We start from the raw sequence: 24,516 nt of genomic DNA, 5'->3' as shown, positions 1-24,516 counted from the left end.
GGTGTAGCACCTTCACCCAGACTCCGGCGTCCGGGACTCGTCCGCAACGGCCTGGCGCTCAGAGGGCCAATTCGCGGGTGACCGGCCTAGAAAGCCGAGCCGGTCAGTGCGGTGGTGAACGCCATCGGGTCCCAGTACTCGCGGTACTTGACGATGAGGCCGTCCTTGAACGTCACGAAAGTGGCGTAGCTCATCTCGTACGGGTTTCCGTTGGTCAGGACGCGACCGGTGACACTCCAGTCCGCGACGGCCACGTCCGGGTCGTCGGTCGAGTGGATACGCAGCGACGTGATCCGGTGCACGTCGATGAGGTCGGGGTAGCCGCGCAGGTACTCGTAGGCGGCGGTCCGGCCCTCCAGGAGGGCGGGGCTGCCCGCGGGGGCGAAGGGAAACTCCAGGACGACATTCTCGTCGCACAGGTCCACCCAGCCCTTCATGTCCTTGGCGAGGAAGGTGTCCAGGCTGCGCCGCAACAGATCTGCGGCAGTGCGGGTTTCGCTCATTGTTCGTTCCAACCAATCGTGGGTCGGGGCAGTGGTGGTGTGGGTGTGCACCGCCTCCACCTGGGCTGATTCGTCGAAGGAAGACCCCGCGCTCGAATCAGTGGCTAGACACATACTTGTGTGTCTAGCCACCTATGTCAATGGTGACCGGAGACCCGCGGGGGCCGATCGGCGGTCCCACCGCGGCGATTACAGTGGTCTCAGTCCAGGTCGCACCCGGGGCGCCGAGTTCCGTCCGTATCCGTGGTCAGGTGCTACACCTGGCCCGCAGCCGCCCGAGGAGTGTCATGCCAGCCGCGAAGCCCGACCCGGTGATGCCTCGGCCGAGCCTCGTCGACTGCGCCCCGGTCAGCTTCGGGCTCTTCGCGCTCTCCCGTGAACTGCACGGTTACGGCGCTGAGCTGCTGCTGAAGCTCGGCCTGCACCCCGGCCAGGAACTCATCCTCATGCAGCTCTTCGACAGGGACGGTCAGACGCAGGCCGAGATCCAGCAGGCGGTCGGGCTCGACCATTCCACCGTCTCGCGGTCGATCCGTCGCATGGAGGACGCCGGGCTCCTCGTCCGAGCCCCCGCCCAGCACGACCGCCGAGCCGTCATCGTTTCCCTCGCCGCCGACGGTGAGGCATTCCGTCAGCCGCTCGCCGAGCTGTGGGCCGGCCTCGACCGGCTCGCCACCGACACCCTGCGCAGGACCGAGGGCGCCGGCTTCCTCGCCACGGTCGCGGAGCTCGAACGCACCTACGCCGCCGCCCGCCGCGGCTGACCACGCTGCGGGAACGTGTCCGGGCACCGCGAAAAAGCCGATGGCGCGGATGGTGCCGACAGGAAGGACCGGCCACACTGCTGGTGTGGACGCCTTTCCAGCAGGTGACCCGGGACTCTTCACTCCGGAGTCGGTGACCTGGCAGATGCACGGCGACCCGATGATGTGGGTCGCCGGAGTCCGCGCGCTCTATCTGCAGGCCCTGCACCCGCGCGCGGTGCGCGGAGTCATGCAGAACTCGGATTTTCGGCATGACGCGTGGGGCAGGCTGATGCGCACCGCGAACTTCGTGGGGACGACGACGTACGGGACGAGTGAAGCCGCTGAGAAGGCAGGGGCGCGCGTACGGAAGATTCACACGATGCTCACAGCGGCCGACCCGGAGACGGGGGAGCGGTACCGGATCGACGAGCCCGAGCTGCTGCTGTGGGTGCACTGCGCGGAGATCGACTCCTATCTGCACGTCGTACGGCGCTCGGGGTTCCGCCTCACCGACGCGCAGGCCGACCAGTACATCGGTGAACACCGCGTGAGCGCACGGCTGGTGGGGCTCGACCCCGGCGACGTACCAGCGGACCGGGCCCAACTGGCCGGGTACTTCAAGCGGATGCTGCCCGAGCTGGTGGCGGGTCCGGAGGCGCGGGACGTGGACGACTTCCTGCTGCGCCCGCCGACACACCCGCTGCTCGTACCGGCGCGCGCCCTGCTGTGGAGGCGCGTGGCGCAGCTGGCGTACGCCTCTTTGCCGCCGTACGCCCACGAGTTGTACGGCAGGACCGCCCCGTCGCCCGCCGTGGTGACCCGGCGCCTGCGTGTCGTCGGCACCACGCTGCGCTGTGTTCCCGCACGTCTGCGCTGGCAACTTCCGCCCAAACACATTCTGCGGGCCATGTCACGACTGGGCCCCGGCTCCCGCCCGGCGCCGTACAAAGTCGACAGATAACTCGCCATACTGGACGGGCCGGGGAGGGCGCGCAGTGAGCATCGACGGGGGCGGTCGCAGGAGATGGCGGAGACCAGACTGATCCAGAGCCGGTACCGGCTGCTCGATCTCATAGGGCGCGGCGGTATGGGTGAGGTGTGGCGGGCGCGGGACGAGTCCCTTGGCCGGCAGGTGGCGGTCAAGTGCCTCAAGCCCCTTGGCCCGCACCACGATCAGTCCTTCACCCGGGTGCTGCGCGAGCGGTTCCGGCGCGAGGCTCGGGTGGCCGCCGCGCTCCAGCACCGCGGGGTGACGGTCGTCCATGACTTCGGCGAGTCCGACGGCGTGCTGTATCTGGTGATGGAGCTGCTGGAAGGGCGGAACCTCAGCCAGCTCCTGGAGGACAACAAGCAGCACCCGTTGCCGGTCGCCGACGTCATCGATGTCGCCGACCAGGTGGCCGCGGCCCTCGCCTACACCCATCAACAGGGCATCGTGCACCGCGACCTGAAGCCCGCGAACATCATGCGGCTCACCGACGGCACGGTGAAGATCTGCGACTTCGGCATCGCGCGGCTCGCCCAGGACATCGGGTTCACCTCGCGTCTGACCGGCACCGGCATCGCGATGGGCACCCCGCACTACATGTCGCCGGAGCAGATCGGCGGCACCCATGTCGACCAGCGCAGCGACCTGTACTCCTTCGGCTGCGTGCTCTACGAAATTGCCACCGGGGCACCGCCGTTCGACCTCGACGACGCATGGGCGGTCCTCGTCGGCCACCGGGACACGCCGCCGGAACCGCCGCGCCGACACCGGGCCGAACTCCCCGAGTACTTCGAGAAGATCATCCTGGATCTGCTCGCCAAGGAGCCGGAGGAGCGCCCGCAGGACGCCCGCGAACTCGGCCGCCGGATCAGCGCGGGCCGCACGACCGGCATGTACGTGCCGACCGTGGTGTCTCCCGTCGTACGACAACCGGCTCCGGAACGGCGTGCGTTGGCGCCCTCGGTTCAGGCGCGCCCGGACGAGCCGCCGTCGCGCGAGTCCCGGCTGCCCTCCTGGACCCGTGGCATGACGACAGGCCACAAGGCGACCGGCTCCGGGCTGCGCGTCGCACCGCCGGACGCCTCGGCGGGCCTCACCGGCGAGTGGATCGCGCGTCCGTCCACGGCTGTGGCGCGGGCGCCCGAGCGCACCGAACGTCCCACCCCTTCACCGGAGGTGGTCACCGCCCTGGCAGGGCGGCACAGCGCGGGGCTGAGCCTCGGGCGGCTCGGCCGGTGGACCGAGGCGGGTGAGGTGCACCGCGCGGTCGCCGCCGAGCGCGAACACGTCCTCGGGCCCGGTCACCCCGACACGCTCGCCAGCCGCTACGAGGTCGGGTTCACCCTCAGTCGCACCGGACGCCCCGCCGAGGCGCTGCGCGAGTACGCGCATGTCGCCCAGGCCAGGGAGCGGGTGCTGGGTCCGGACCACGCCGACACGCTCGCCGCGCGGCAGGAAATGGCGTACGTGCTCGGACAGTTGGGCCGTCACTTCGAGGCACACCAGGCCTATACGTCCGTGCTCGCCGCCCGGGAGCGTGCCATGGGCGCCGACCACCCGGACACCCTGCGCTGTCGCCACAACCTCGCCTTCAACCTGAGCAGACTGGGCCGGCTGGAGGACTCGTACCGCATGGCGGGCGAGGTGGCGGCCGCCCGTGCCCGGGTACTTGGCGCGACGCACCCCGACACCTTGGTCACCCGGTATGAAGTCGCCTATGCGCTGGGTCAGTTGGGGCGTTGGCCCGAAGCGCTGCACGCCTACCGTGAGGTGGCCGAGGCCCGCGCGCAGGCCCTGGGTCCCGATCACCCGGACACGCTCGCCGCCCGCTACGAGGTCGGCATCAGCCTCGGCCGTCTCGGCCGCAGCGCGCAGGCCCTGGAGCTGTACCGGGACCTGATCGACGACCGCACCCGCGTACACGGCGCCGCGCATCCCGAGACCCTGCGCGCCCGGCACGGCCTCGGCGTCAACCTCGGCCGGATGGGCCGCTGGGAGGAGGCGCTCGCGGAGTCCCGCGACGTGTGCGCCATCCGGGAACGCGTCCTCGGCGCCGATCATCCGGACACGCTCGTCAGCCGGCGCGAGGTCGCGGTCGGCCTCGGCTGGCTCGGTCGCTGGGCCGACGCGCTCGCCGAGTACCGAGGGGTGGCCTCCGCTCGGGAACGCGTCCTCGGCGCCGATCATCCCGACGCGCTCGCCAGCCGTAACGACGAGGCCCACTGCCTGGAACAGCTCGGGCGGCGGCAGGAGGCGGTGGAGATGTACCGGAGGGTCGCCGCCTTGCGGCAGCAGCGGGCGTCCGGGGGGCAGTGAGGGGGGTTGGGGCAGTGGGTTTTCGCCCCTGCCGCCCCTACCCGTCCCATCTTTCTGGGGCTGCGCCCCAGACCCCCTGGGTCGCTTGTTTGCTGCGGGGCTGTGGGGGCTTGTCGCGCGGTTCCCCGCGCCCCTGCGGGGGCGCGGCCCCCGTACGGGCGCCCGCCGCCTGCCGCGTAACCCTGGCCGTCGTAGATCATCGCGTGCTACCAAGAACCATGGCTGCACTCGAGGGATACGACGCCGTGATCGTAGGCGGGGGCCACAACGGGCTCGTCGCCGCCGCCTACCTGGCCCGGGCCGGGCGGTCGGTGGTGGTGCTGGAGCGGCTGGGGACGACCGGTGGCGCCGCCGTGTCCACCCGGCCGTTCGCCGGGGTCGACGCGCGCCTGTCGCGCTACTCGTACCTGGTCAGCCTGCTGCCCCGGAAGATCGTGCGGGATCTCGGCCTGGACTTCCGGGTACGCGGGCGCACCGTCTCCTCGTACACGCCCGTCGAGCGGGACGGAAAGCCGACCGGGCTGCTCGTGGGCGGGGGCGAGCGGCGCACCCGCGAGGCGTTCGCGCGGCTGACCGGATCGGACAGCGAGTACGCGGCGTGGCAGCGGTTCTACGGCATGACGGGGCGCGTCGCCCAGCGGGTGTTCCCGACGCTCACCGAGCCCTTGCCCACGCGCGACGAGCTGCGCCGGCGTGTCGACGACGAGGAGGCGTGGCGGGTTCTCTTCGAGGAGCCGGTCGGTGCCGCGGTGGAGGAGTACTTCGCGGACGACCTCGTCCGCGGTGTCGTCCTCACCGATGCCCTCATCGGGACCTTCGCGGACGCTCACGACCCCTCACTGCGGCAGAACCGCTGCTTCCTCTACCACGTCATCGGCGGCGGCACCGGAGCCTGGGACGTGCCGGTCGGCGGCATGGGCGCCCTGACCGACGCGATCGCCGCGGCGGCGCGCCATGCGGGTGTCGTGATCGCGACAGGCCACGAGGCGGTACGGATCGAGACGGACGGGCAGGCCGCCGAGGTCACCTACCGCAGCGCCGACGGCGAGGGTGTCATCGCGACCCGCCACGTCCTGGTGAACGCCTCGCCGCAGGAGCTCGCGCGCCTCACCGGCGACGAACCGCCCACCCCCGCCGAGGGCGCCCAGCTCAAGGTGAACATGCTCCTGAAGCGACTGCCGAGGCTGCGCGACACCTCCGTCGACCCGCGCGAGGCGTTCTCCGGGACCTTCCACATCGCCGAGGGATACGAGCAGTTGGCCACCGCCCACGCGCAGGCCGCGTCGGGCGAGCTGCCCACCGCGCCGCCCTCCGAGATCTACTGCCACTCACTCACCGACTCGAGCATCCTCGGCCGGGACCTGGTAGAGCAGGGCTACCAGACCCTCACGCTCTTCGGACTCCACACGCCGGCCCGGCTCTTCGCACGCGACAACGAGGCCGTACGTGACGAACTGCTGAAGTCGACGCTGGCGCAGCTGGACGCCCACCTCGCGGAACCGCTGGTCTCCTGCCTCGCCACCGACGCCGACGGCCGCCCCTGCATCGAGGCGAAGACCCCGCTCGACCTGGAACGCGACCTGCGGCTGCCGGGCGGCAACATCTTCCACCGCGACCTCGCCTTCCCCTACGCGCAGGAGGGCACGGGCCGCTGGGGCGTGGAGACCCGGCACCCGAACGTCCTGCTGTGCGGGGCGGGCGCGGTGCGCGGCGGCGGGGTCAGCGGGGTGCCCGGGCACAACGCGGCAATGGCCGTGCTGGAGGAGCGAGACCCTGGGGGCCTCGGCTAGGCCGTTCACCTGGCCGGGGAGGTTGTGCGGGTGGCTTTTGTGGCGGGCGGCCAGGGAAGGCGTGTGGCGGCCTCAGTCGCCGGACTCCGCCCAGCCCACCGCCTCGATCCGTACGGCGTCCACCGGTCGTGCCTCGTCGAAGAGGACCCGGTCGCCGGACTCGACCCGAAGCCCGTCGACGTACGCGCCGCGGCCGACGTACAACTGGTCGGTCCTGTACCTCCAGCGTGTGGTGAGCAGCGGTGTCTGGGGGAGCTCGGCGGTGAGCCGGTGCCAGACCCGGCCCGACCAGCCGGTGACCGAGCCGCTCGGATGCTCCCGCGGTTCCTCGCCGTGCGGGGCCGCCGTCGTGAAGGGAACCGGCTGCCAGCTCGCGCCGCCGTCGGTGGAGGCCTCCAGGAAGAGGAGGTCCGACTGTGGTTCGGTGTCCCACCACAAGGAGCAGCGCAGATGTGCCGGACCGGCGCCCGTGTCGAGCACGGGCAGCGCCAGCGTGGCCGTCGTGGCGCTCGCCATCCCGGAGAACCAGGACGTACGGCCGCGTGCGGGGCGTACCGGCACGGCGCGCGCCAGGTTGTTCGCCGCGGCGACCCGGGGAGCGGATCCGGATCGCCAACTGCGAGCGGGATGAACGGAGTTGCCGAGGACGATCAGGAACGAGTCGGTCGTCGGGTCGAGGACGAGTGAGGTGCCGGTGAAGCCGGTGTGGCCCGCGGTGCGCGGGGTGGCCATCGCGCCCATGTACCAGTGCTGGTAGAGCTCGAAGCCGAGACCGTGCTCGTCACCCGGGAAGGCCGTGTTGAAGTCGGTGAACATCAGGTCCACCGTCCCCGGCTCCAGGACGCGCGCCTTGCCGTACACGCCGCCGTTGAGCAGCGTACGGCCGAGGATCGCGAGGTCCCAGGCGCAGGAGAACACGCCCGCGTGGCCGGCCACCCCGCCCAGGGAGTACGCGTTCTCGTCGTGCACCTCGCCCCACACGAGCCCCCGGTTCAGCCCCGACCAGGGCAGCCGTGCGTCCTCGGTGGCGGCGATCTTCGGCTTCCAGGAGGCGGGCGGGTTGTAGCGGGTGTGGTGCATGCCGAGCGGGGCGGTGATCTCCTCGCGGAGGAGGGTGTCGAGGGTGCGGCCCGTGATCTTCTCCAGGACGAGCTGGAGCGAGATCAGATTCAGGTCCGAGTAGAGGTACTTGGTGCCCGGCGGGTTGAGTGGAGCCTCGTTCCAGATGAGTTGGAGTTTTCCCTCGTGGGTCGGCGCGCTGTAGAGAGGGATCCAGGCGCGGAAACCCGAGGTGTGGGTGAGGAGCTGACGGATCGTGATGTCCTGCTTGCCCGCGCCCGCGAACTCCGGGAGGTACGAGGCGACCGTCGCGGCCAGTTCCAGCGCGCCGCGTTCGATCTGCTGGACCGCGAGGATCGACGTGAACAGCTTCGACACGGAGGCGAGGTCGTAGACGGTGTCCTGGGCCGCCGCGATCTGCTGCTGGGCAGGGAACTCGACGCCTTTGTCGGCCTTCTCGTCGTACGCCGCATAGCGCACCGCCATACCGATCGGCTGATGCAGCGCCACCGTGCCGCCGCGACCGGCGAGAAGCACGGCGCCCGCGTACCAGGGGTGCTTGGGGGAGGGGTTGAGGAACGCCTCGGCGTCGGTGATCAGTTGGCGCAGATGGCCGGGCAGCAGTCCGGCGCGCTCGGCCGATCCGTGCCGCAGGGTCGGCCGCCTGCCGCCGTCTCCCTCGGAGGCCGCGGCAGGCCCTGCGGGGAAGGGGGCGATGGCCAGCGCGCCGCCCAAAGCCAGCGCCCTTCTGCCCAGTTGACGACGGGTCGGCCCGCCCGCCGAATTGCCCACTGCTTCTTCGGTCATCCAGGAGTCTCCCGCCGCGCCGCCTGAAAGTATCTTTCCGGGTTCGCTGTGCGGAGTGAAACTTTCCTGTCAGGGGAGGGGGCGTGTCAACCGTGGCAGGCGGTTCCGGCGAATCTGACGGAGCATCAGAAAAGCCCTTCCCTCGTTCGGAGGACTGCGGCATCCTGCGGCCATGCAGACGGAGCTGAGCAAGAGACTGGGAGTCGAGCACGCCATCTTCGGCTTCACGCCGTTTCCCGCGGTCGTCGCGGCCATCAGCCGGGCGGGCGGATTCGGAGTGCTCGGCGCGGTCCGCTACACCGTCCCCGACGACCTCAAACGCGACCTCGACTGGATCGAGGCGAACGTCGACGGCATGCCCTACGGCCTGGATGTCGTCATGCCGGCCAAGAAGGTCGAGGGTGTCACCGAGGCCGACGTCGAGGCGATGATCCCCGAAGGGCATCGGCAGTACGTCAGGGACACCCTGGCCAAGTACGAGGTGCCCGAGCTCGCCGAGGGCGAGGTGTCGGGGTGGAGGATCACGGGGTGGATGGAGCAGGTCGCCCGCAACCAGCTCGACGTCGCCTTCGACTACCCGATCAAGCTGCTGGCCAACGCGCTCGGGTCCCCGCCCGTCGATGTCGTCGAGTGTGCCCACGAGCGCGGGGTGCTCGTCGCCGCGCTCGCGGGCAGCGCCCGGCACGCCCGCAAGCACGCCGAGGCGGGCATCGACATCGTCGTCGCGCAGGGCTATGAGGCGGGCGGCCACACCGGGGAGATCGCCTCGATGGTGCTCACACCGGAGGTCGTGGACGCCGTCGATCCGTTGCCCGTACTCGCGGCCGGTGGCATCGGCAGCGGCCAGCAGGTGGCCGCCGCGCTCAGCCTCGGCGCCCAAGGCGTGTGGCTCGGCTCCATATGGCTGACCGTGACGGAGGCCGAGATGCACTCCCGCGGCGTCACGCGGAAGCTGCTCGCCGCAGGGTCCGGCGACACGGTCCGCTCCCGCGCGCTGACCGGGAAACCGGCACGGCAACTGCGCACCGAGTGGACCGACGCCTGGGACGACCCGAGCGGGCCCGGCACGCTTCCCATGCCCTTGCAGGGCCTGCTCGTGGCCGAGGCGCTCTCCCGGATCCAGAAGTACGAGGTGGAGCCGCTGCTCGGCACACCCGTCGGGCAGATCGTCGGGCGGATGAACAGCGAGCGCAGTGTCCAGGAGGTCTTCGACGACCTGACCCGGGGGTTCGAGCACGCCGTGGACCGTATCAACCGCATCGCAGGAAGGGGCGACCAGTCGTGAGCAAGGTGGAGAGTGCGCCGCCGAACGGCTTCTGGGCCCAGGCCGCGTCCGACCCGGAGCGAACGGTCCTCGTCACTCCGGCAGGAGAGGAATGGAGCGCCGGCCGGCTGCACGCCTCGGCCAACCAACTGGTCCATGGACTGCGCGCCGCAGGACTCGCACGCGGGGACGCCTTCGCGGTCGTCCTGCCCAACAGCGTCGAGTTCTTCGTCGCCTACCTCGCCGCCTCGCAGGCGGGCTTCTACCTCGTTCCCGTCAACCACCACCTCGTCGGTCCCGAGATCGCCTGGATCGTTGCCGACTCGGGCGCCAAGGTACTCATCGCGCACGAGCACTTCGTGGACGCCGCACGTCACGCCGCCGACGAGGCCGAGCTTCCGGTCACCCACCGCTACTCCGTCGGCCGGGTCGAAGGCTTCCGGCCGTACGCCGAACTCCTGGACGGGCAGAGCGAATCGGTGCCCGAGGACCGCACGCTCGGCTGGGTCATGAACTACACCTCGGGCACCACGGGCCGCCCGCGCGGAATCCGGCGCCCGCTGCCCGGCAAGCTCCCGGAGGAGACGTACCTCGGCGGCTTCCTCGGCATCTTCGGCATCAAGCCGTACGACGACAACGTGCACCTCGTCTGCTCGCCGCTGTACCACACCGCCGTGCTCCAGTTCGCGGGCGCGTCCCTGCACATCGGCCACCGTCTGGTGCTGATGGACAAGTGGACACCCGAAGAGATGCTCCGTGTCATCGACGCACACAAGTGCACGCACACCCATATGGTCCCGACCCAGTTCCACCGGCTGCTGGCACTCCCCGACGAGGTGAGGGCCCGATACGACGTCTCCGCCATGCGGCACGCGATCCATGGCGCGGCCCCCTGCCCGGACCATGTGAAACGGGCGATGATCGAGTGGTGGGGCGAGTGTGTGGAGGAGTACTACGCGGCCAGCGAGGGCGGCGGGGCCTTCGCGACCGCCGAGGACTGGCTCAAGAAGCCCGGTACGGTCGGCAAGGCCTGGCCGATCAGTGAACTCGCCGTCTTCGACGACGACGGCAACAGGCTGCCGCCCGGTGAACTCGGCACCGTCTACATGAAGATGAGCACCGGCGGATTCTCGTACCACAAGGACGAGACCAAGACGAAGAAGAGCCGCATCGGCGACTTCTTCACCGTCGGCGACCTCGGTCTCCTCGACGAGGACGGCTACCTCTTCCTCCGCGACCGCAAGATCGACATGATCATCTCGGGCGGGGTCAACATCTACCCGGCCGAGGTCGAGGCCGCGCTGCTCGCCCACCCCGCCGTCGCCGACGCGGCCGCCTTCGGCATCCCGCACGACGGCTGGGGTGAGCAGGTCAAGGCCGTGGTCGAGCCCGCTCCCGGACACGAGCCGGGCGCCGCCCTCGCCGCGGACATTCTCGACCACTGCGAACGGCAGCTCGCGGGCTACAAGCGCCCCAAGAGCGTCGACTTCATCGAGACGATGCCGCGTGATCCGAACGGCAAGCTGTACAAGCGGAGGCTGCGCGATCCGTACTGGGAGGGACGCAAGCGGGTGGTGTGACAGGCACCCGACTACCTGGGACCGCTGGTGTGGTCCCGCCCTATGTGCGGCGGGACCACACCAAGGTCCCTAGCGGCGCTCGTTCACTCGCACGACCTTCAGTCCGGGCGAGGACAGGATGTCCTTCTCGCAGAACCGGGACGTCACCCACCGCTCGCCCGAGAACAGCCGTGTCTGGTCGCTGTAGTGCGCCGAGTTCGGGTTCGACGACTGGGAGTACGTCAGGAGCGTACGGGCGACCGGGCAGCGACTGCCGTCCCAGCCGACGGCCTGGATGTAGCTCGACCCGGTGATGACCTCCGTGTAGGCGCCGGCCGTCGGGTTCCACACCGGCTCGATCTTGTTCCACACACCGAGCGACTCCGTGCCGCCCGGGACCGGGATGCGCTCACCGCCCCGTACGACGTACTGGTTCGCGCCGAGCCGGGCGTCCAGCGCGATGCCCGCCCCACGCAACTCGGTGACCGTGTCGGCGAGAGCCCTGGCGACGCCGGGCGCGTCGGTGTTGAGCGTGTTCGGGGTGCGGACCGGGTCCGCCACCGAGAACGGGACCTTCCACAGCTGCGCGGCCGGGACGGCGGCCGTCAGCTTCCGCCAGAACCGGTCGAAGAGGAGCGCGCCCCGGCTGTCGGTGTTCGTGCTGTGGTCCCACGCATTGAGCACACCACAGGCCTCACTCACATCAACGGCCGTGCCGTTGCTGCCTGTTGCGATGCCACCCGGCAGCGCGGCACACGCCTGTGCCGTGTCGTCGGCGATGAGATCACCGGCCGGCACCCGGTTCGCGAACTGCTGCGCCTGGAGATCCCGTACGGTCAGCCGGCCCTGCTCGGCCAGCGCCGCCACGTCCTCGACCGCCCCACGCGTGCGCATCGAGCGCTGCGTGCCGAGCGACCCGAAGACCCGCTCGTATCCGGTCAACGGCCGGTCGGCATTGGCAAGCCAGGCACTGTCGTTGGAGTTCTCCGCGTACGGAGCGTCCTTGAGCACCGGCATCTTCGCCGGCCCGAAAATCCCGGGCTGTACGGCGTCGGGGTCGCTGCCGAGTGCGCAGTCGCCGCGCGAGCCGTCAAGGACGGCCAGGCCGCTCGACGGATAGGTGGCCCTGCCGAGCGCCGTCGAGCAACGCTGCGCCAACTCGTCGGTGATGCGCGGGAGTACCTGGGACTGCGTGAACAACGAGTGCCCACCCGCGTCGGCGGCGACCGTGTTCACCCAGGGCAGCCCCTGAGTGCGCTTGAGGGAGGTGAGAACGTCGGCCGTGCTGCGGGCTTTGCTGAATCCGAGTGCGGTGTCGGGGGCGCGGAGGTTCGCGGCGTTCGGGTCGTTCACCGCGTACGCGGTCGTGGACGTCCAGGGGAGCGGCAGTTGCGCGCCGAGGGAGGTGATGACCGGGCCGTACCGGGTCCACCACTGGGTGCGCGTCACCGGCGCACCGTCCAACACGTCGACGGTGACGGTCCGCTTCGTCATACGTTCTGTTCTGCCGTCCACCAGATACGCGGTCGGGTCGGCGGGATCCAGTGTCAGCTGATGGAGGTTGAGGGTTGTCCCCGTCGCGACCGTGTGGCTCCACGCCACCTGCGCGTTGTGCCCGATGGACACCGTCGCCGAACCGAGCAGCGCACCGCCCATGACGTTCAGCTCGCCGGGGATCGTCTGCTGCATCTGCCAGAAGCGGCGGCCGCCCTGCCACGGGTAGTGCGGGTTGCCGAGCAATAGACCGCGGCCGTCTGCCGTGGTGGCGCCGCTGAAGGCGACCGCGTTGGACCCCATGTCGGCGGTGTCGAAGAGGTCCTGCGCGGCGAGAGCGGCGCTCTTCGCGTCAGGCGCGGCGGCGACGGAGACCGTCGTCGCCGCGGGCGGCTGCGCGGCCGTGATGCCGGTCACCCCGCGGCCCTCACCGCCGAGCACGGCCAGCGCGAAGCTCCGTGCGGCCACGTCCACGGTGGTCACCGGACGCACCCAGGCGGCGCCGCCGCACGCCGGGTCGGTGATCCGGTTCTGGGCGAGCCAGGCGTTGTACCCGGCCGCCCAGCCGCGCGTCAGATCTTTGACCTCGCGGCCGGGGCCCTGCGGCGCGGGCTCCGCGAGCAGCTTCTCCACCGTGCCCGCATCGCGTACGCCGTGGAAATACAGGTCGCTGGAGAGGTTGCTGGTCGCGGAGGACAGCGAGCCGTCCGGGACCCCGGCGGGACCGAAGTAGCGGGAACGCTCGCCGCGTAAGGTGAGGAAGCCGTCGGCGAGCGTGCACACCTGGTCGGCGGCCTGCGCCCAGCCGGTCCCGAAACCGAGGTTCGCATAGTCCTTCGCAACGATGTGCGGAATGCCGTACTCGGTGTAGCGGATCACGGCCGACAGGCCGCCGCGTGAGGGGCGTTGCTGACTTCCCTGTTGCTGAGCCGCGGCCGAGGGCAGTGAAGCCGCGGCCGTGAGCAGGGTGACGGCAGTGATCGCGAACCGTCTCAGGCGGGTGCGCATGGTGCTCCCAACATCGTTGAGGGAAGGGGCGGTTGAGCGTTTCTAGGGGTTTGTGCCGGGTGAAGTGATCAGGCTGTCCGTTCCCGTCACCGTGCGCCCGGCTTGACCTCCTTCATGCGGGGCAACGAGGATCATGTGTCATGACGCCTGAACACGGCAGCACGGTTGACGGAGTGCTGAAGGGCAGCGCCCGGCGTGTCCCGGCCCGCGTCGCGGTCGAGTACCGCGAGCGCTCCTGGACGTACGCGGAACTCGACGACGCCGTGTCCCGCGCGGCGAGCGTGCTGCTGGAACAGGGGCTCACCCCCGGCGACCGAGTCGGCGCCTACGGCCACAACTCGGACGCGTACCTGATCGGCTTCCTCGCCTGCGCCCGCGCGGGACTCGTCCACGTGCCGGTCAACCAGAACCTGACCGGCGACGACCTCGCGTACATCGTCGGCCAGTCCGGCAGTTCCCTGGTCCTGACCGACCCGGACCTTGCCGCCCAACTCCCACAGGGAGTACGTACGTTGCCGCTGCGGGACGCGGACGACTCACTGCTCGCGCGGCTGGACGCGGCGCCCGTGTACGAGGGTGCCGAGTCGCGGACCCAGATGCTCGTGCAGTTGCTCTACACGTCCGGCACCACCGCTCTCCCCAAGGGCGCGATGATGACGCACCGCGCCCTGGTGCACGAGTACCTGAGCGCCATCGCGGCCCTGGACCTGAGCCCGGGGGACCGGCCCGTGCACGCGCTGCCGCTCTACCACTCGGCACAGATGCACGTGTTCCTGCTGCCGTACCTCGCGGTCGGCGCGACGAACCTCATCATCGACGCGCCCGACGCGGACCAGATCTTCGAGCTGATCGAGACCGGCCGCGCGGACAGCCTCTTCGCCCCGCCCACCGTGTGGATCGGTCTGTCGAACCGTCCCGACTTCGCGGCCCGCGACCTGAGCGGACTGCGCAAGGCGTACTACGGCGCGTCGATCATGCCGGTGCCCGTACTGCAGCGGCTGCGCGAACGGCTGCCGAAGCTGGCCTTCTACAACTGCTTCGGGCAGAGCGAGATCGGCCCGCTGGCCACGGTCCTCGCGCCGGACGAGCACAAGGGGCGGATGGACTCCTGCGGACGCCCGGTCCTGTTCGTGAACGCGAAGGTGGTCGACGAGAACGGCAAGGAGGTCCCCGACGGGACGCAGGGTGAAGTCGTCTACCGATCACCGCAGTTGTGCGAGGGGTACTGGGACAAGCCGGAAGAGACGGCCGAGGCCTTTCGCGACGGCTGGTTCCACTCCGGGGACCTCGCCGTGCGGGACGCCCACGGGTACTTCACCGTCGTCGACCGGGTGAAGGACGTCATCAACTCCGGTGGCGTGGTCATCGCCTCACGCCAGGTCGAGGACGCGTTGTACACGCACGAGGGGGTCGCCGAAGTGGCGGTCATCGGCCTCCCGGACGACCGCTGGATCGAGGCCGTCACCGCCGTCGTCGTTCCCCGCGGCGAGGTCACCGAGGCCGAACTCGTCGCACACGCACGGGAGAAGCTCGCCCACTTCAAGGCACCCAAGCGGGTGCTGTTCGTGGACGAGCTGCCGCGCAACGCGAGCGGGAAGATCCTCAAGCGGGAGCTGCGGGAGCGGTTCGCCTGAGATCCGGGCTCCGGCCCAGGTCCTGTCGTCGCTGCGGCCCGTGATCTTCTCCATCCGGCGCAAGACGCGCGCGGTACCGGGCAGCAGGCGCGTCAGGCCCCGTGTCCGGTAGCGGACGACGGGCATCGCCTCCTTGGTGAGCGAGGTGAACACCAGCTCGCCCTCCTCGCCGTCCGGCAGCAGCTCGCCGGTGAACGGGTCGACGACTTCGGGGAAGAAGTGGTCCTCCCAGATGCGCAGACCGTCCTTGGTCTCCACGCACTCCTGCGCGACGCCCGGGCCGATCACCTCCGTCAGCCCGTAGATGTCCACCGCGTCGATCGCGAACCGCTCCTCGATCTCGCGCCGCATCTCCTCCGTCCACGGCTCGGCCCCGAAGATGCCCACGCGCAGCGACGTCTCCCGCGGGTCGACGCCCTGCCGCTCGACCTCGTCGGGAAGCGTCAGCAGGTACGAGGGGGTCACCATGATGATCTCGGTTTCAGGTCCTGGATCAGCTGGACCTGGCGTGCCGTCATGCCCCCCGGAGGCGGGGATGACCGTACAGCCGAGCCGTTCGGCGCCGTAGTGTGCGCCGAGCCCACGGGTGAACAACCCATAGCCGTACGCCACATGCACCTTGTCGCCGGGCCGTCCACCCGCCCTCCCCCGGATCGAACGGGCCACCATGTCGGCCCACATGGACAGGTCGCCTTCCGTGTAGCCGACGACCGTGGGGCGTCCGGTGGTGCCGCTCGACGCGTGAATGCGCCTGATCTCGTCCTGAGGGCACGGCGAACATCCCGTACGGGTAGTTCTCGCGCAGGTTCGCCTTCACGGTGAACGGGAACCGCGCGAGGTCGGCGAGCGTGCGGTAGCCGTCCGGGTGTACGCCGGCCTTGTCGAAGGACTCCCGGTAGAAGGGAACGTTCTCGTACGCGTACGGCAGCGATGCCCGCAGCCGCTCCAGCTGGAGCGTTCGCACGCCCTCCGGGTCGAGCCGCCCGCCCGCTTCGAGCAGGCCCGGCCGGGCCGACGATCCGGATCTCCGTGACCTGAGCTCCCGTGCCTGCTGTGATCCGCGGGTTCGCCGGGTTCGCCTGTCTATGGTCGATGGCGCGACGCCGGCATCCGCATCGTCATCGCCGTGCGTGGCGGATCTTGAGCCGTCCGAACCCCATGGACCCGGAGATCCGGATCGTCGGTCCGGCGGGGTGTGAGCGGCGCGGGACCTTGTAGCGCCAGTCCTTCCACCCGGTGTGCAGTTCTCCGACTTCGACGGTCGCGTCACGCGGCACCGTGATCCTGGCCCCTCCGGTGCCGAGCTGCAGCTCGATGTCGACCACCGGATGCTCGATGACCGCCCGGGACAGGTCCAGACGCACTCGGCCGAAGGCGGACTCGACCTTGAGGGTCCGAGGTACCCGCCAGGCGCCGCGCCGCCGGATCCGTCCGCCTGCGGCGGCAATCACCGACGTACTCTCCGCGGGCTCCTCCGGGAGCGAGGACAGAGCCGACACCAGCTCGCCGTGCGTCTTGGCGGTGAGTGCCTGGTGCAGGCGCTCGTCCATCTCCTCGTGCGAGAGGTGGCCCTCGGCGTACCCCTGCTGTACGCGCCGCACGGCCGTGTCGCGGTCGTCGTCACTGATCGGCGTCGGCGGCTTTTCCGGCTGCGAACTCACCGTTTCACACTAGCCGGTTGAGTCCAAGGGATCCTTGCGTTGAGGTGCGAGGTGACCATTCCGGATGATGGCTCGTGGTGCCGGCAGCCGCAGATTTCGTCCGTCATACCAATGACCGGCGATGCTGGTGTGGATAGGCTGGTTGCCGTGATTGTTTCTCTTCGCGAGATCACCGACGACAACCGCGATGCCGCCCTGGCACTTCGCGTGGAGGCGGAGCAGGAGAGGTTCGTCGGGTCGGTGCGCGACGCGTTGGCGGATGCCGCGAAGTTTCCCCACGCGCAACCGTGGTACCGGGCTGTCTACGCCGACGAGGAGCTGGTCGGGTTCGTGATGCTGAGTTGGAACGTGGAGCCACAGCCCCCGGACGTCATCGGCCCGTGGTTCCTGTGGAAGCTCCTCGTCGACCGGGGATATCAGGGCCGCGGCTACGGTGCTGAGGCTCTGCGACAGGTCGCGCATCTCGTCCGAGCCGAGGGTGCGTCCGAGCTGTTGACCAGCTACGTACCGCTGGACGGCGGGCCGGCCGGGTTCTACCAGCGGCTCGGGTTCGTGCCTACCGGCGATCTGGACGGCAACGGCGAGGTCATCGTGCGTCTCGCGCTGTAGATGAATGAGTCCATGAGATTGCCTGCGGACATGACGCGAGAGCATCCATGATCGTTTTGTGACGAACAACCTGGACACTCTCCCAACGGCGCTCTACGTCAAGATCGATGATGCGCTGAAGGACTTCCCGGAGCCGGCCCCGTGGCGTCCGGCGGTCGGGATCGCGCCGACGATCAGCGATGTCGAGCTGGTCACTTTGGCGGTAATGTCGGCGCTGCTCGGATGCACTTCCGAGCGGCGCCGGCTGCGCAGGGCCGGGCGGGACTTCGCCACCTCTTCCCGTATCTGCCTCAGCAGTCGGGCTACAACAAGCGACTGCGCGCCGCATCCGGCCTGATGACGGCCGTGATCCGGATGCTGGCCACCGACACCGTCTTGGGGAACGACGACGTGTGGGTGGTCGACTCCACGCCCGGACCCGGGGGCCGCCCACCGCTACCAGGGCCCCCGGTCGTCCTCCACCTGGGTCACCGTTGGCTGCGGCTGCTCGCGGGAGACAGCCACGCGCTCGGACCTGGCAGGCTGGGCCCAGTACGGCTCCTGCGCGTCGCATTCCCGGTACTTCCGGGGTCTGCGACCGCGCATGGTGTGCACGCTCAGCGGGCTGCCTGTGCTGTTCGCGCTCACCGGCGCGAAGGCCGATGAGCGCGAAACGCTACGCGACATGCTCGACGCCGCACCGGACGTGACGGCACCCATGCCGACCAGACGATCATCGGCGACAAGAACTACCACGGCCGCGAGTTCGAGCGAGATCTCACCGAACGTGACCTGGTCCTGCTGCGGCCGACGCGCAAGGGCGAATCCGAACGGGTCGGCTCGCACCTGTTCAAGCCGCTACGGCAGACCATCGAGTCGATCAACCAGACCCTCAAAGGCCAGCTCGACCTGGAGCGACACGGCGGCAGGAGTCCGGCCGGCGTCGCAGTCCGGATTCTGAGTCGGAGCCTCGCGCTGACCGCAGCCGTCTGGCACAACGACAAGACCGGGCAGCCCGTCAAGCGGTCACTGATCGCCTTCGATCACTGACCCCGCGACGACAGCCCTCGGACTCATTCATCTAGCCGCTTGGCGGTGAGGCGGACGGGTGTGCGGTGTACCGGGAGCCCTCAGCGAGCCGCCTCCGCCGCCACCGACCGAGCCCACCGATAGTCCGCCTTCCCGCTGGGCGACCGCTGAATGGTCTCCGTGAGGACGAGCTGACGTGGGATCTTGTAGCCCGCGAGGTGGGAGCGGCAGTGGGTCTGGATGTCGTCCAGGGACAACTGGGCAGCGCCGCCGCGGAGCTGGACCACCGCCGCCACGTGATTGCCCCACTTCTCGTCGGGCACTCCGGCGACGACGGCGTCGTAGACGTCGGGATGGGACTTGAGGGCCTGTTCGACCTCTTCCGGATAGACCTTCTCGCCGCCGGTGTTGATGCACTGGGAGCCGCGGCCGAGGACGGTGACGATGCCCTCCTCGTCGACCGTGGCCATGTCGCCGAGGAGCACCCAGCGTGCGCCGTCCTTCTGGAAGAAGGTCTCGGCGGTCTTCTTCGGGTCGTTGTAGTAGCCGAGGGGCACATGACCGCGCTGTGCGATGCGGCCCGGCTCGCCCACGGCGATCGGTTCGTAGGTGGCCGGATCGACCACCTGTGTACGGGAGTTCACGCGCACCCGGAATCCTCGCTCCGGGCCCGAGTCCGCCGTGGCCGTGCCGTTGAAGCCGGACTCCGATGAGCCGAAGTTGTTGAGCAGCATCACGTTCGGGACGAGCGCCTGGAACTGCTCGCGCACCGTCTCCGACATGACCGCACCGGACGAGGACACGCTGAACATGGAGGAGCAGTCGGTGCCCTTCGAGGGCCCGTTGAGCGCGTCGATCAGTGGCCGGAGCATCGCGTCGCCGACCAGCGACACGCTGGTGACCTGCTCCTTCTCGATCGTGCGCAGTACCTCCTCCGGCACGAACTTGCGGTGGATCACGATGCGTTGGCCGAAGTTGAAGCCGATGAAGGCCGTGAGGGTCGAAGTGCCGTGCATCAGCGGGGGAGTGGGGAAGAAGGTGATGCCCTCGCCGCCGGCCGCGACGCGCTGGGCCAGTTCCTCCGGACTCCTGACCGGCTCACCCGTCGGAGCGCCTCCACCCAACCCGGAGAAGAACAGGTCCTCCTGACGCCACATCACTCCCTTGGGCATCCCGGTCGTGCCACCGGTGTAGATGATGAACTGGTCGTCCGCCGAGCGCTGCGGGAACCCGCGCTCCGGGGATCCGGTGCTCTCGGCGTCGGTGAATTCGACGGCGGGCACGGCGGCGGCATCGGGGGCGGGCGTTCCCACCCGTACGAGATGGCGCAGGGCCGGAGCCCGTGGCAGTGCCGCCGCCACCCGCTCCGTGAACTCCGCGTCGAAGACCAGGGCCACCAGATCCGCGTCCTGATAGAGGTAGGCCAATTCCTCTTCCACGTAGCGGTAGTTGACGTTGACCGGAACGACCCGTGCCTTCAGGCAGCCGAGTACGGTCTGTAGATACTCGACGCCGTTGTAGAGGTGCAGCCCGAGGTGCTCGCCGGGGCGAACGCCGCTGTCGATCAGGTGGTGCGCAACGCGGTTCGCGGCCGCGTCCAACTGCGCGTACGTCAGCCGGCGTTCGGCGCCGGTGCCGGGGTGGTCGATGTACACAAGCGCCTCGCGGTCGGGGACCACGTCGACGACCGACTCGAACAGGTCGGCAAGGTTGTACTCCACCGCTCCTCCTGACCCCGGACGATCGTGGCTGCCCATCGGTGCGACGCCATCAGCTGGGCGCCATCGGCTCGACGGTCATCAGAGCAAAGCGGGACCCAACTGTGAAGGGGCCGCGCACAAGTAATCTGACTACCTGTCAGAAAACCCTTGTACCCGCCCCGCGTCTCCTGCACCCTGTTCTCGCATCCGAGACGGTCGCAATGGCCCGAGACGGTCGCCATGGCTAGATGCGGTCCAGGACGGCCAGGACGGCCACGACGGTCCGAGGCGGCCGGGACGGTCCGAGGCGGCCAGAACGGTCCGAGACGGGAGGAACCCATGGGCGGGACGGAACACCTCACCGTGCAGCGCGAAGGCGCCACGCTGGTGCTCACGCTCAACAGGCCCGAGGCCAAGAACGCGCTCTCACTGCCGATGCTGGTCGGTCTGTACGACGGCTGGATCGAGGCCGACGAGGACGACGCGATCCGCTCGATCGTGCTCACCGGCGCGGGAGGTGCCTTCTGCGCCGGGATGGATCTCAAGGCGCTGGCCGGCAGGGGCATGGAAGGCTCGGAGTACCGGGACCGGCTCAAGGCGGACCCGGATCTGCACTGGAAGGCGATGCTCCGCCACCACCGCCCCCGCAAGCCGGTGATCGCCGCCGTCGAAGGGCACTGCGTCGCGGGCGGCACCGAGATCCTCCAGGGCACCGACATCCGGGTCGCCGGCCGGTCCGCGACCTTCGGGCTCTTCGAGGTACGGCGCGGACTCTTCCCGATCGGCGGCTCCACCGTCCGCCTCCAGCGCCAGATCCCGCGCACCCACGCCCTCGAAATGCTGCTCACGGGCCGCCCGTACACGGCGCGGGAGGCCGCCGACATCGGTCTGATCGGTCATGTCGTCCCCGACGGGACCGCCCTCGACAAGGCCCTCGCGGTCGCCGAGCAGATCAACGACTGCGGCCCGCTGGCCGTCGAGGCCGTCAAGGCGTCCGTGTACGAGAGCGCCGAGATGACCGAGGCCGACGGACTCGCCGCCGAACTGGCGCGCGGCTGGCCGCTCTTCGACACCGCCGACGCCAAGGAGGGCTCCCGGGCCTTCGCCGAAAAGCGCCCGCCCGTCTACCGGCGCGCCTGATCTCCGAAGGAGACACGCGCCCGACCTCCGAAGGAGAGATCCGGGATGCCCGAAGTCCTCAAAGCCCCTCTCGTCGTCGAGTTCCCTTTCACCCGCTCGCTCGGGCCCGTCCAGAGCGCGTTCCTCACCGGCCTGCGCGAGCGCGTCGTCCTCGGCGTACGGACCGGCGACGGCCGCACCCTCGTACCGCCCGTCGAGTACGACCCCGTCACCGCCGAGGAGATACGCGAGCTCGTGGAGGTCGCCCCCACCGGCACCGTCACCACTTGGGCCTGGAACCACGCACCCCGCCGCGGCCAGCCCCTCGACACCCCGTTCGCCTGGGTCCTGGTCCGGCTCGACGGCGCCGACACCGGCCTCCTGCACGCACTCGACGCCCCCGGCCCCGACGCCGTACGCACGGGAATGCGCGTCCGCGTCCGCTGGGCCGAGGAACGCTCCGGCGCCATCACGGACATCGCCTGTTTTGAGCCGTACGACGGCGACCCGGGGCAGCCGACCGGGCCGGCGCACGACGGCCGCTTCGACGACATGGTGACCGGAATCGTCGCCCCCGCCCGCCTCGACTACGTCTACTCGCCCGGGCGCGCCCAGTCGGCCTACATCAGCGCCCTCTCCGAGCGGCGGACCGTCGGCGAGCGCTGTCCGTCCTGCCGCAAGGTGTACGTCCCGCCCAGGGGTGCCTGCCCCACATGTGGCGTGGCCACATCCGAGCAGGTGGAAGTAGGCCCGGGCGGCACGGTCACCACGTACTGCATCGTCAACATCAAGGCTGGTCACACGGCGAATCTCGACATCGAGGTGCCGTACGTCTACGCGCACATCGCCCTCGACGGCGCCGACCTCGCCCTGCACGGCCGTATCGGCGGCATCCCCTACGACCAGGTACGCATGGGCCTGCGGGTCGAGCCGGTGTGGACGGAGGGCGGCCGCTACCCCGATCACTACCGGCCCAACGGCGAACCGGACGCGGACTACGAGATGTACAAGGAGCTGCTGTGACGCGTGAGATTGCCGTGGTCGCCTTCGCGCAGAGCGACCACCGGCGCACCAGCGACGAGCACTCCGAGGTGGAGATGCTCATCCCGGTCCTGCACGACGTACTCGACCAGACGGGGCTGAAGACCAGCGACATCGGTTTCACCTGCTCCGGATCCACGGACTATCTCGCGGGTCGCGCCTTCTCCTTCACCATGGCACTCGACGGGGTGGGCGCCTGGCCGCCGATCTCCGAGTCGCACGTGGAGATGGACGGCGCGTGGGCGCTGTACGAGGCTTGGACCAAACTGCTGACAGGGGACGCCGACACCGCACTCGTCTACGCGCACGGCAAGTCGTCACCCGGCTCCGTACGGGACGTCCTGACCCGGCAGCTCGACCCGTACTACCTGGCACCGCTGTGGCCGGACTCCGTCGCACTCGCGGCGCTGCAGGCACAGGCGCTCATCGACGCGGGCGAGACCGACGAACCCGCGCTCACCGCGGTGGCCTCCCGCAGCCGCGCCTCGGCATCCGCCAACTTCCATGCCCAGCTCCGGGGTTCGGTGCCTCAGGGGGAGTACGTCGTACGTCCGCTGCGCACCGGCGACTGCCCGCCCATCGGTGACGGGGTCGCCGCCGTGATCCTCGCGGCGGGGGAGCGGGCCAGGGAGCTGTGCCCGCGGCCCGCGTGGATCCGGGGCATCGACCACCGCATCGAGGCGCACAGCCTCGGCGTGCGTGACCTGACCGACTCGCCGTCCACGCGCCTCGCGGGAGAGCGGGCCGGCGCCTTCGAACGCCCCGTGGACACTGCCGAGTTGCACGCACCCTTCACCTCGCAGGAGGTCGTCCTGCGCAAGGCACTGCGCCTCGGGGACGACGTGGACGTCAACCCCTCCGGAGGCGCGCTCGCCGCCAACCCGGTGATGGCGACGGGGCTCATCCGCATCGGCGAGGCCGCCGCCCGTATCCACCGCGGCGAGTCCGACCGGGCGCTGGCCCACGCCACTTCGGGCCCGTGCCTCCAGCAGAACCTGGTCGCCGTACTGGAAGGTGAGGCCCGATGAGCAAGGAGCCCGTGGCCGTCGTAGGCATCGGCCAGACCAAGCATGTGGCCGCGCGACGAGATGTGTCGATCGCGGGACTGGTCCGCGAGGCCGCCCAACGAGCGCTGGCGGACGCCGAGTTGACGTGGGCCGACATCGACGCGGTCGTCATCGGCAAGGCGCCCGACTTCTTCGAGGGCGTCATGATGCCGGAGCTGTATCTCGCCGACGCGCTCGGCGCCGTCGGCAAACCGATGCTCCGGGTGCACACGGCGGGTTCGGTCGGCGGATCGACGGCACTCGTCGCCACCAACCTGATCGCCGGGCGCGTCCACGGCACCGTCCTGACCCTGGCCTACGAGAAGCAGTCCGAGTCGAACGCCATGTGGGGTCTGTCGCTCCCGATCCCCTTCACCCAGCCGCTGCTCGCCGGGGCGGGCGGCTTCTTCGCGCCGCACATACGCGCGTACATGCGGCGCACGGGCGCGCCCGACACGGTCGGCTCGCTGGTCGCGTACAAGGACCGCCGCAACGCGCTGAAGAACCCGTACGCGCACCTGCACGAGCACGACATCACGCTGGAGAAGGTCCAGGCCTCGCCCATGCTGTGGGACCCGGTCCGGTACTCGGAGACCTGCCCGTCCTCGGACGGGGCGTGCGCGATGATCCTCACCGACCGGGCGGGGGCCGCCCGTTCGCCCCGGCCGCCCGCGTGGCTGCACGGCGGCGCGATGCGCAGCGAGCCGACCATGTTCGCGGGCAAGGACTTCGTGTCGCCGCAGGCGGGCAAGGACTGCGCGGCCGACGTGTACCGGCAGGCCGGCATCGCCGACCCGCGCCGTGACATCGACGCCGTCGAGATGTACGTACCGTTCTCCTGGTACGAGCCCATGTGGCTGGAGAACCTCGGTTTCGCCGAGGAGGGCGAGGGCTGGAAGCTCACCGAGGCGGGGGTGACGGAGCTTGACGGGGACCTGCCCGTCAACATGTCGGGCGGGGTGCTCTCCACCAATCCGATCGGCGCCTCGGGCATGATCCGCTTCGCCGAGGCGGCACTTCAGGTACGCGGGCAGGCGGGAGATCACCAGGTAGACGGGGCGCGCCGGGTGCTGGGGCACGCCTACGGCGGCGGATCCCAGTTCTTCTCGATGTGGCTGGTCGGGGCCGCGCCACCCGCCTCCTGAAACCGTCCCCCTCACGTGG

17 protein-coding genes and 2 pseudogenes are annotated in these 24,516 nt (G+C 69.9%); 13 read left to right on the top strand and 6 right to left on the bottom strand.

Features of this window, described 5'->3' with window-relative positions:
* Nucleotides 1–86 precede the first annotated feature (86 nt).
* Nucleotides 87–503: a nuclear transport factor 2 family protein gene (locus ACIPC1_RS19385; RefSeq protein ID WP_402518505.1), complete on the bottom strand. Its 417-nt coding sequence runs from the start codon at nt 501–503 to the stop codon at nt 87–89.
* A 287-nt stretch (nt 504–790) separates the two neighbouring features.
* Here ACIPC1_RS19385 and ACIPC1_RS19380 point away from each other — a divergent pair, with 287 nt between their 5' ends.
* The 4 genes from ACIPC1_RS19380 to ACIPC1_RS19365 all read left to right on the top strand — a co-directional run bounded on the left by ACIPC1_RS19380 (nt 791) and on the right by ACIPC1_RS19365 (nt 6,343).
* On the top strand, nt 791–1,267 hold the full coding sequence (locus tag ACIPC1_RS19380; RefSeq protein WP_402518503.1) for a MarR family winged helix-turn-helix transcriptional regulator: 477 nt from the start codon (nt 791–793) through the stop codon (nt 1,265–1,267).
* A 49-nt stretch (nt 1,268–1,316) separates the two neighbouring features.
* A complete protein-coding gene (locus ACIPC1_RS19375; RefSeq protein ID WP_402518502.1) occupies nt 1,317–2,210 on the top strand; it encodes an oxygenase MpaB family protein in 894 nt (297 codons plus the stop codon).
* 63 nt (nt 2,211–2,273) lie between these two features.
* Complete coding sequence (locus tag ACIPC1_RS19370) at nt 2,274–4,553, top strand: tetratricopeptide repeat protein (protein WP_402518500.1); 2,280 nt, start codon at nt 2,274–2,276, stop codon at nt 4,551–4,553.
* Between the two features lie 218 nt (nt 4,554–4,771).
* Nucleotides 4,772–6,343, top strand: a complete 1,572-nt coding sequence (locus ACIPC1_RS19365; protein ID WP_402518497.1) for a phytoene desaturase family protein — start codon at nt 4,772–4,774, stop codon at nt 6,341–6,343.
* 72 nt (nt 6,344–6,415) lie between these two features.
* Here the strand turns inward: ACIPC1_RS19365 and ACIPC1_RS19360 are convergent, their stop codons facing one another.
* Nucleotides 6,416–8,209, bottom strand: a complete 1,794-nt coding sequence (locus tag ACIPC1_RS19360) for a serine hydrolase (protein ID WP_402518495.1) — start codon at nt 8,207–8,209, stop codon at nt 6,416–6,418.
* Between the two features lie 172 nt (nt 8,210–8,381).
* Here ACIPC1_RS19360 and ACIPC1_RS19355 point away from each other — a divergent pair, with 172 nt between their 5' ends.
* On the top strand, nt 8,382–9,494 hold the full coding sequence (locus ACIPC1_RS19355) for an NAD(P)H-dependent flavin oxidoreductase (protein WP_402518493.1): 1,113 nt from the start codon (nt 8,382–8,384) through the stop codon (nt 9,492–9,494).
* Nucleotides 9,495–9,499: 5 nt separating this feature from the next.
* Nucleotides 9,500–11,053 (top strand): acyl-CoA synthetase, encoded by a 1,554-nt coding sequence (locus tag ACIPC1_RS19350; protein WP_402518806.1) that lies wholly within the window; start codon nt 9,500–9,502, stop codon nt 11,051–11,053.
* Between the two features lie 69 nt (nt 11,054–11,122).
* On the opposite strand, the gene ACIPC1_RS19345 is transcribed toward ACIPC1_RS19350, so the two are convergent.
* Nucleotides 11,123–13,534 (bottom strand): penicillin acylase family protein, encoded by a 2,412-nt coding sequence (locus ACIPC1_RS19345; protein WP_402518491.1) that lies wholly within the window; start codon nt 13,532–13,534, stop codon nt 11,123–11,125.
* A 140-nt stretch (nt 13,535–13,674) separates the two neighbouring features.
* On the opposite strand from ACIPC1_RS19345, the gene ACIPC1_RS19340 reads away from it, so the two are divergent.
* Nucleotides 13,675–15,168, top strand: coding sequence for an acyl-CoA synthetase (locus ACIPC1_RS19340; RefSeq protein ID WP_402518488.1), 1,494 nt, complete (start codon nt 13,675–13,677; stop codon nt 15,166–15,168).
* A gap of 204 nt (nt 15,169–15,372) precedes the next feature.
* On the opposite strand, the pseudogene ACIPC1_RS19335 reads toward ACIPC1_RS19340, so the two are convergent.
* Together ACIPC1_RS19335 and ACIPC1_RS19330 are read right to left on the bottom strand one after the other, a co-directional pair.
* A pseudogene (locus ACIPC1_RS19335) lies at nt 15,373–15,915 on the bottom strand (AMP-binding protein); the annotation flags it as partial.
* A gap of 371 nt (nt 15,916–16,286) precedes the next feature.
* Nucleotides 16,287–16,829, bottom strand: coding sequence for a DUF1707 domain-containing protein (locus ACIPC1_RS19330; RefSeq protein WP_402518485.1), 543 nt, complete (start codon nt 16,827–16,829; stop codon nt 16,287–16,289).
* A 147-nt stretch (nt 16,830–16,976) separates the two neighbouring features.
* On the opposite strand from ACIPC1_RS19330, the gene ACIPC1_RS19325 reads away from it, so the two are divergent.
* On the top strand, nt 16,977–17,438 hold the full coding sequence (locus ACIPC1_RS19325; protein WP_402518482.1) for a GNAT family N-acetyltransferase: 462 nt from the start codon (nt 16,977–16,979) through the stop codon (nt 17,436–17,438).
* Between the two features lie 58 nt (nt 17,439–17,496).
* A pseudogene (locus ACIPC1_RS19320) lies at nt 17,497–18,467 on the top strand (transposase).
* A gap of 80 nt (nt 18,468–18,547) precedes the next feature.
* On the opposite strand, the gene ACIPC1_RS19315 reads toward ACIPC1_RS19320, so the two are convergent.
* Nucleotides 18,548–20,167: an acyl-CoA synthetase gene (locus ACIPC1_RS19315; protein WP_402518479.1), complete on the bottom strand. Its 1,620-nt coding sequence runs from the start codon at nt 20,165–20,167 to the stop codon at nt 18,548–18,550.
* Between the two features lie 318 nt (nt 20,168–20,485).
* Here ACIPC1_RS19315 and ACIPC1_RS19310 point away from each other — a divergent pair, with 318 nt between their 5' ends.
* Genes ACIPC1_RS19310 through ACIPC1_RS19295 form a run of 4 tightly spaced genes read left to right on the top strand, consistent with a single transcriptional unit; the run spans nt 20,486 to nt 24,497 of the window.
* Nucleotides 20,486–21,286 carry a crotonase/enoyl-CoA hydratase family protein gene (locus ACIPC1_RS19310; RefSeq protein ID WP_384376819.1) on the top strand — a complete coding sequence of 267 codons (801 nt, stop codon included), beginning with the start codon at nt 20,486–20,488 and terminating at the stop codon, nt 21,284–21,286.
* Between the two features lie 45 nt (nt 21,287–21,331).
* Nucleotides 21,332–22,288, top strand: a complete 957-nt coding sequence (locus tag ACIPC1_RS19305; protein ID WP_402518477.1) for a Zn-ribbon domain-containing OB-fold protein — start codon at nt 21,332–21,334, stop codon at nt 22,286–22,288.
* Nucleotides 22,285–23,334 carry a thiolase domain-containing protein gene (locus ACIPC1_RS19300; RefSeq protein ID WP_402518475.1) on the top strand — a complete coding sequence of 350 codons (1,050 nt, stop codon included), beginning with the start codon at nt 22,285–22,287 and terminating at the stop codon, nt 23,332–23,334. The genes ACIPC1_RS19305 and ACIPC1_RS19300 overlap by 4 nt, the downstream gene beginning before the upstream one ends.
* Nucleotides 23,331–24,497 (top strand): thiolase domain-containing protein, encoded by a 1,167-nt coding sequence (locus tag ACIPC1_RS19295; protein WP_402518472.1) that lies wholly within the window; start codon nt 23,331–23,333, stop codon nt 24,495–24,497. Before ACIPC1_RS19300 ends, ACIPC1_RS19295 begins: the two co-directional genes overlap by 4 nt.
* Nucleotides 24,498–24,516: the final 19 nt, after the last annotated feature.

It is taken from the genome of Streptomyces sp. NPDC087263, assembly GCF_044744645.1.
Taxonomy (GTDB): Bacteria; Actinomycetota; Actinomycetes; order Streptomycetales; family Streptomycetaceae; genus Streptomyces.
This window is presented reverse-complemented; position numbering and strand designations above follow the sequence as displayed.

Bases quoted from the DNA above. Each gene is read 5' to 3' on its own strand.
- ACIPC1_RS19385 (WP_402518505.1), bottom strand. From the start codon at position 503: ATGAGCGAAACCCGCACTGCCGCAGATCTGTTGCGGCGCAGCCTGGAC.
- ACIPC1_RS19380 (WP_402518503.1), top strand. From the start codon at position 791: ATGCCAGCCGCGAAGCCCGACCCGGTGATGCCTCGGCCGAGCCTCGTC.
- ACIPC1_RS19375 (WP_402518502.1), top strand. From the start codon at position 1,317: ATGGTGCCGACAGGAAGGACCGGCCACACTGCTGGTGTGGACGCCTTT.
- ACIPC1_RS19370 (WP_402518500.1), top strand. From the start codon at position 2,274: ATGGCGGAGACCAGACTGATCCAGAGCCGGTACCGGCTGCTCGATCTC.
- ACIPC1_RS19365 (WP_402518497.1), top strand. From the start codon at position 4,772: ATGGCTGCACTCGAGGGATACGACGCCGTGATCGTAGGCGGGGGCCAC.
- ACIPC1_RS19360 (WP_402518495.1), bottom strand. From the start codon at position 8,209: ATGACCGAAGAAGCAGTGGGCAATTCGGCGGGCGGGCCGACCCGTCGT.
- ACIPC1_RS19355 (WP_402518493.1), top strand. From the start codon at position 8,382: ATGCAGACGGAGCTGAGCAAGAGACTGGGAGTCGAGCACGCCATCTTC.
- ACIPC1_RS19345 (WP_402518491.1), bottom strand. From the start codon at position 13,534: ATGCGCACCCGCCTGAGACGGTTCGCGATCACTGCCGTCACCCTGCTC.
- ACIPC1_RS19340 (WP_402518488.1), top strand. From the start codon at position 13,675: ATGACGCCTGAACACGGCAGCACGGTTGACGGAGTGCTGAAGGGCAGC.
- ACIPC1_RS19310 (WP_384376819.1), top strand. From the start codon at position 20,486: ATGGGCGGGACGGAACACCTCACCGTGCAGCGCGAAGGCGCCACGCTG.
- ACIPC1_RS19305 (WP_402518477.1), top strand. From the start codon at position 21,332: ATGCCCGAAGTCCTCAAAGCCCCTCTCGTCGTCGAGTTCCCTTTCACC.
- ACIPC1_RS19295 (WP_402518472.1), top strand. From the start codon at position 23,331: ATGAGCAAGGAGCCCGTGGCCGTCGTAGGCATCGGCCAGACCAAGCAT.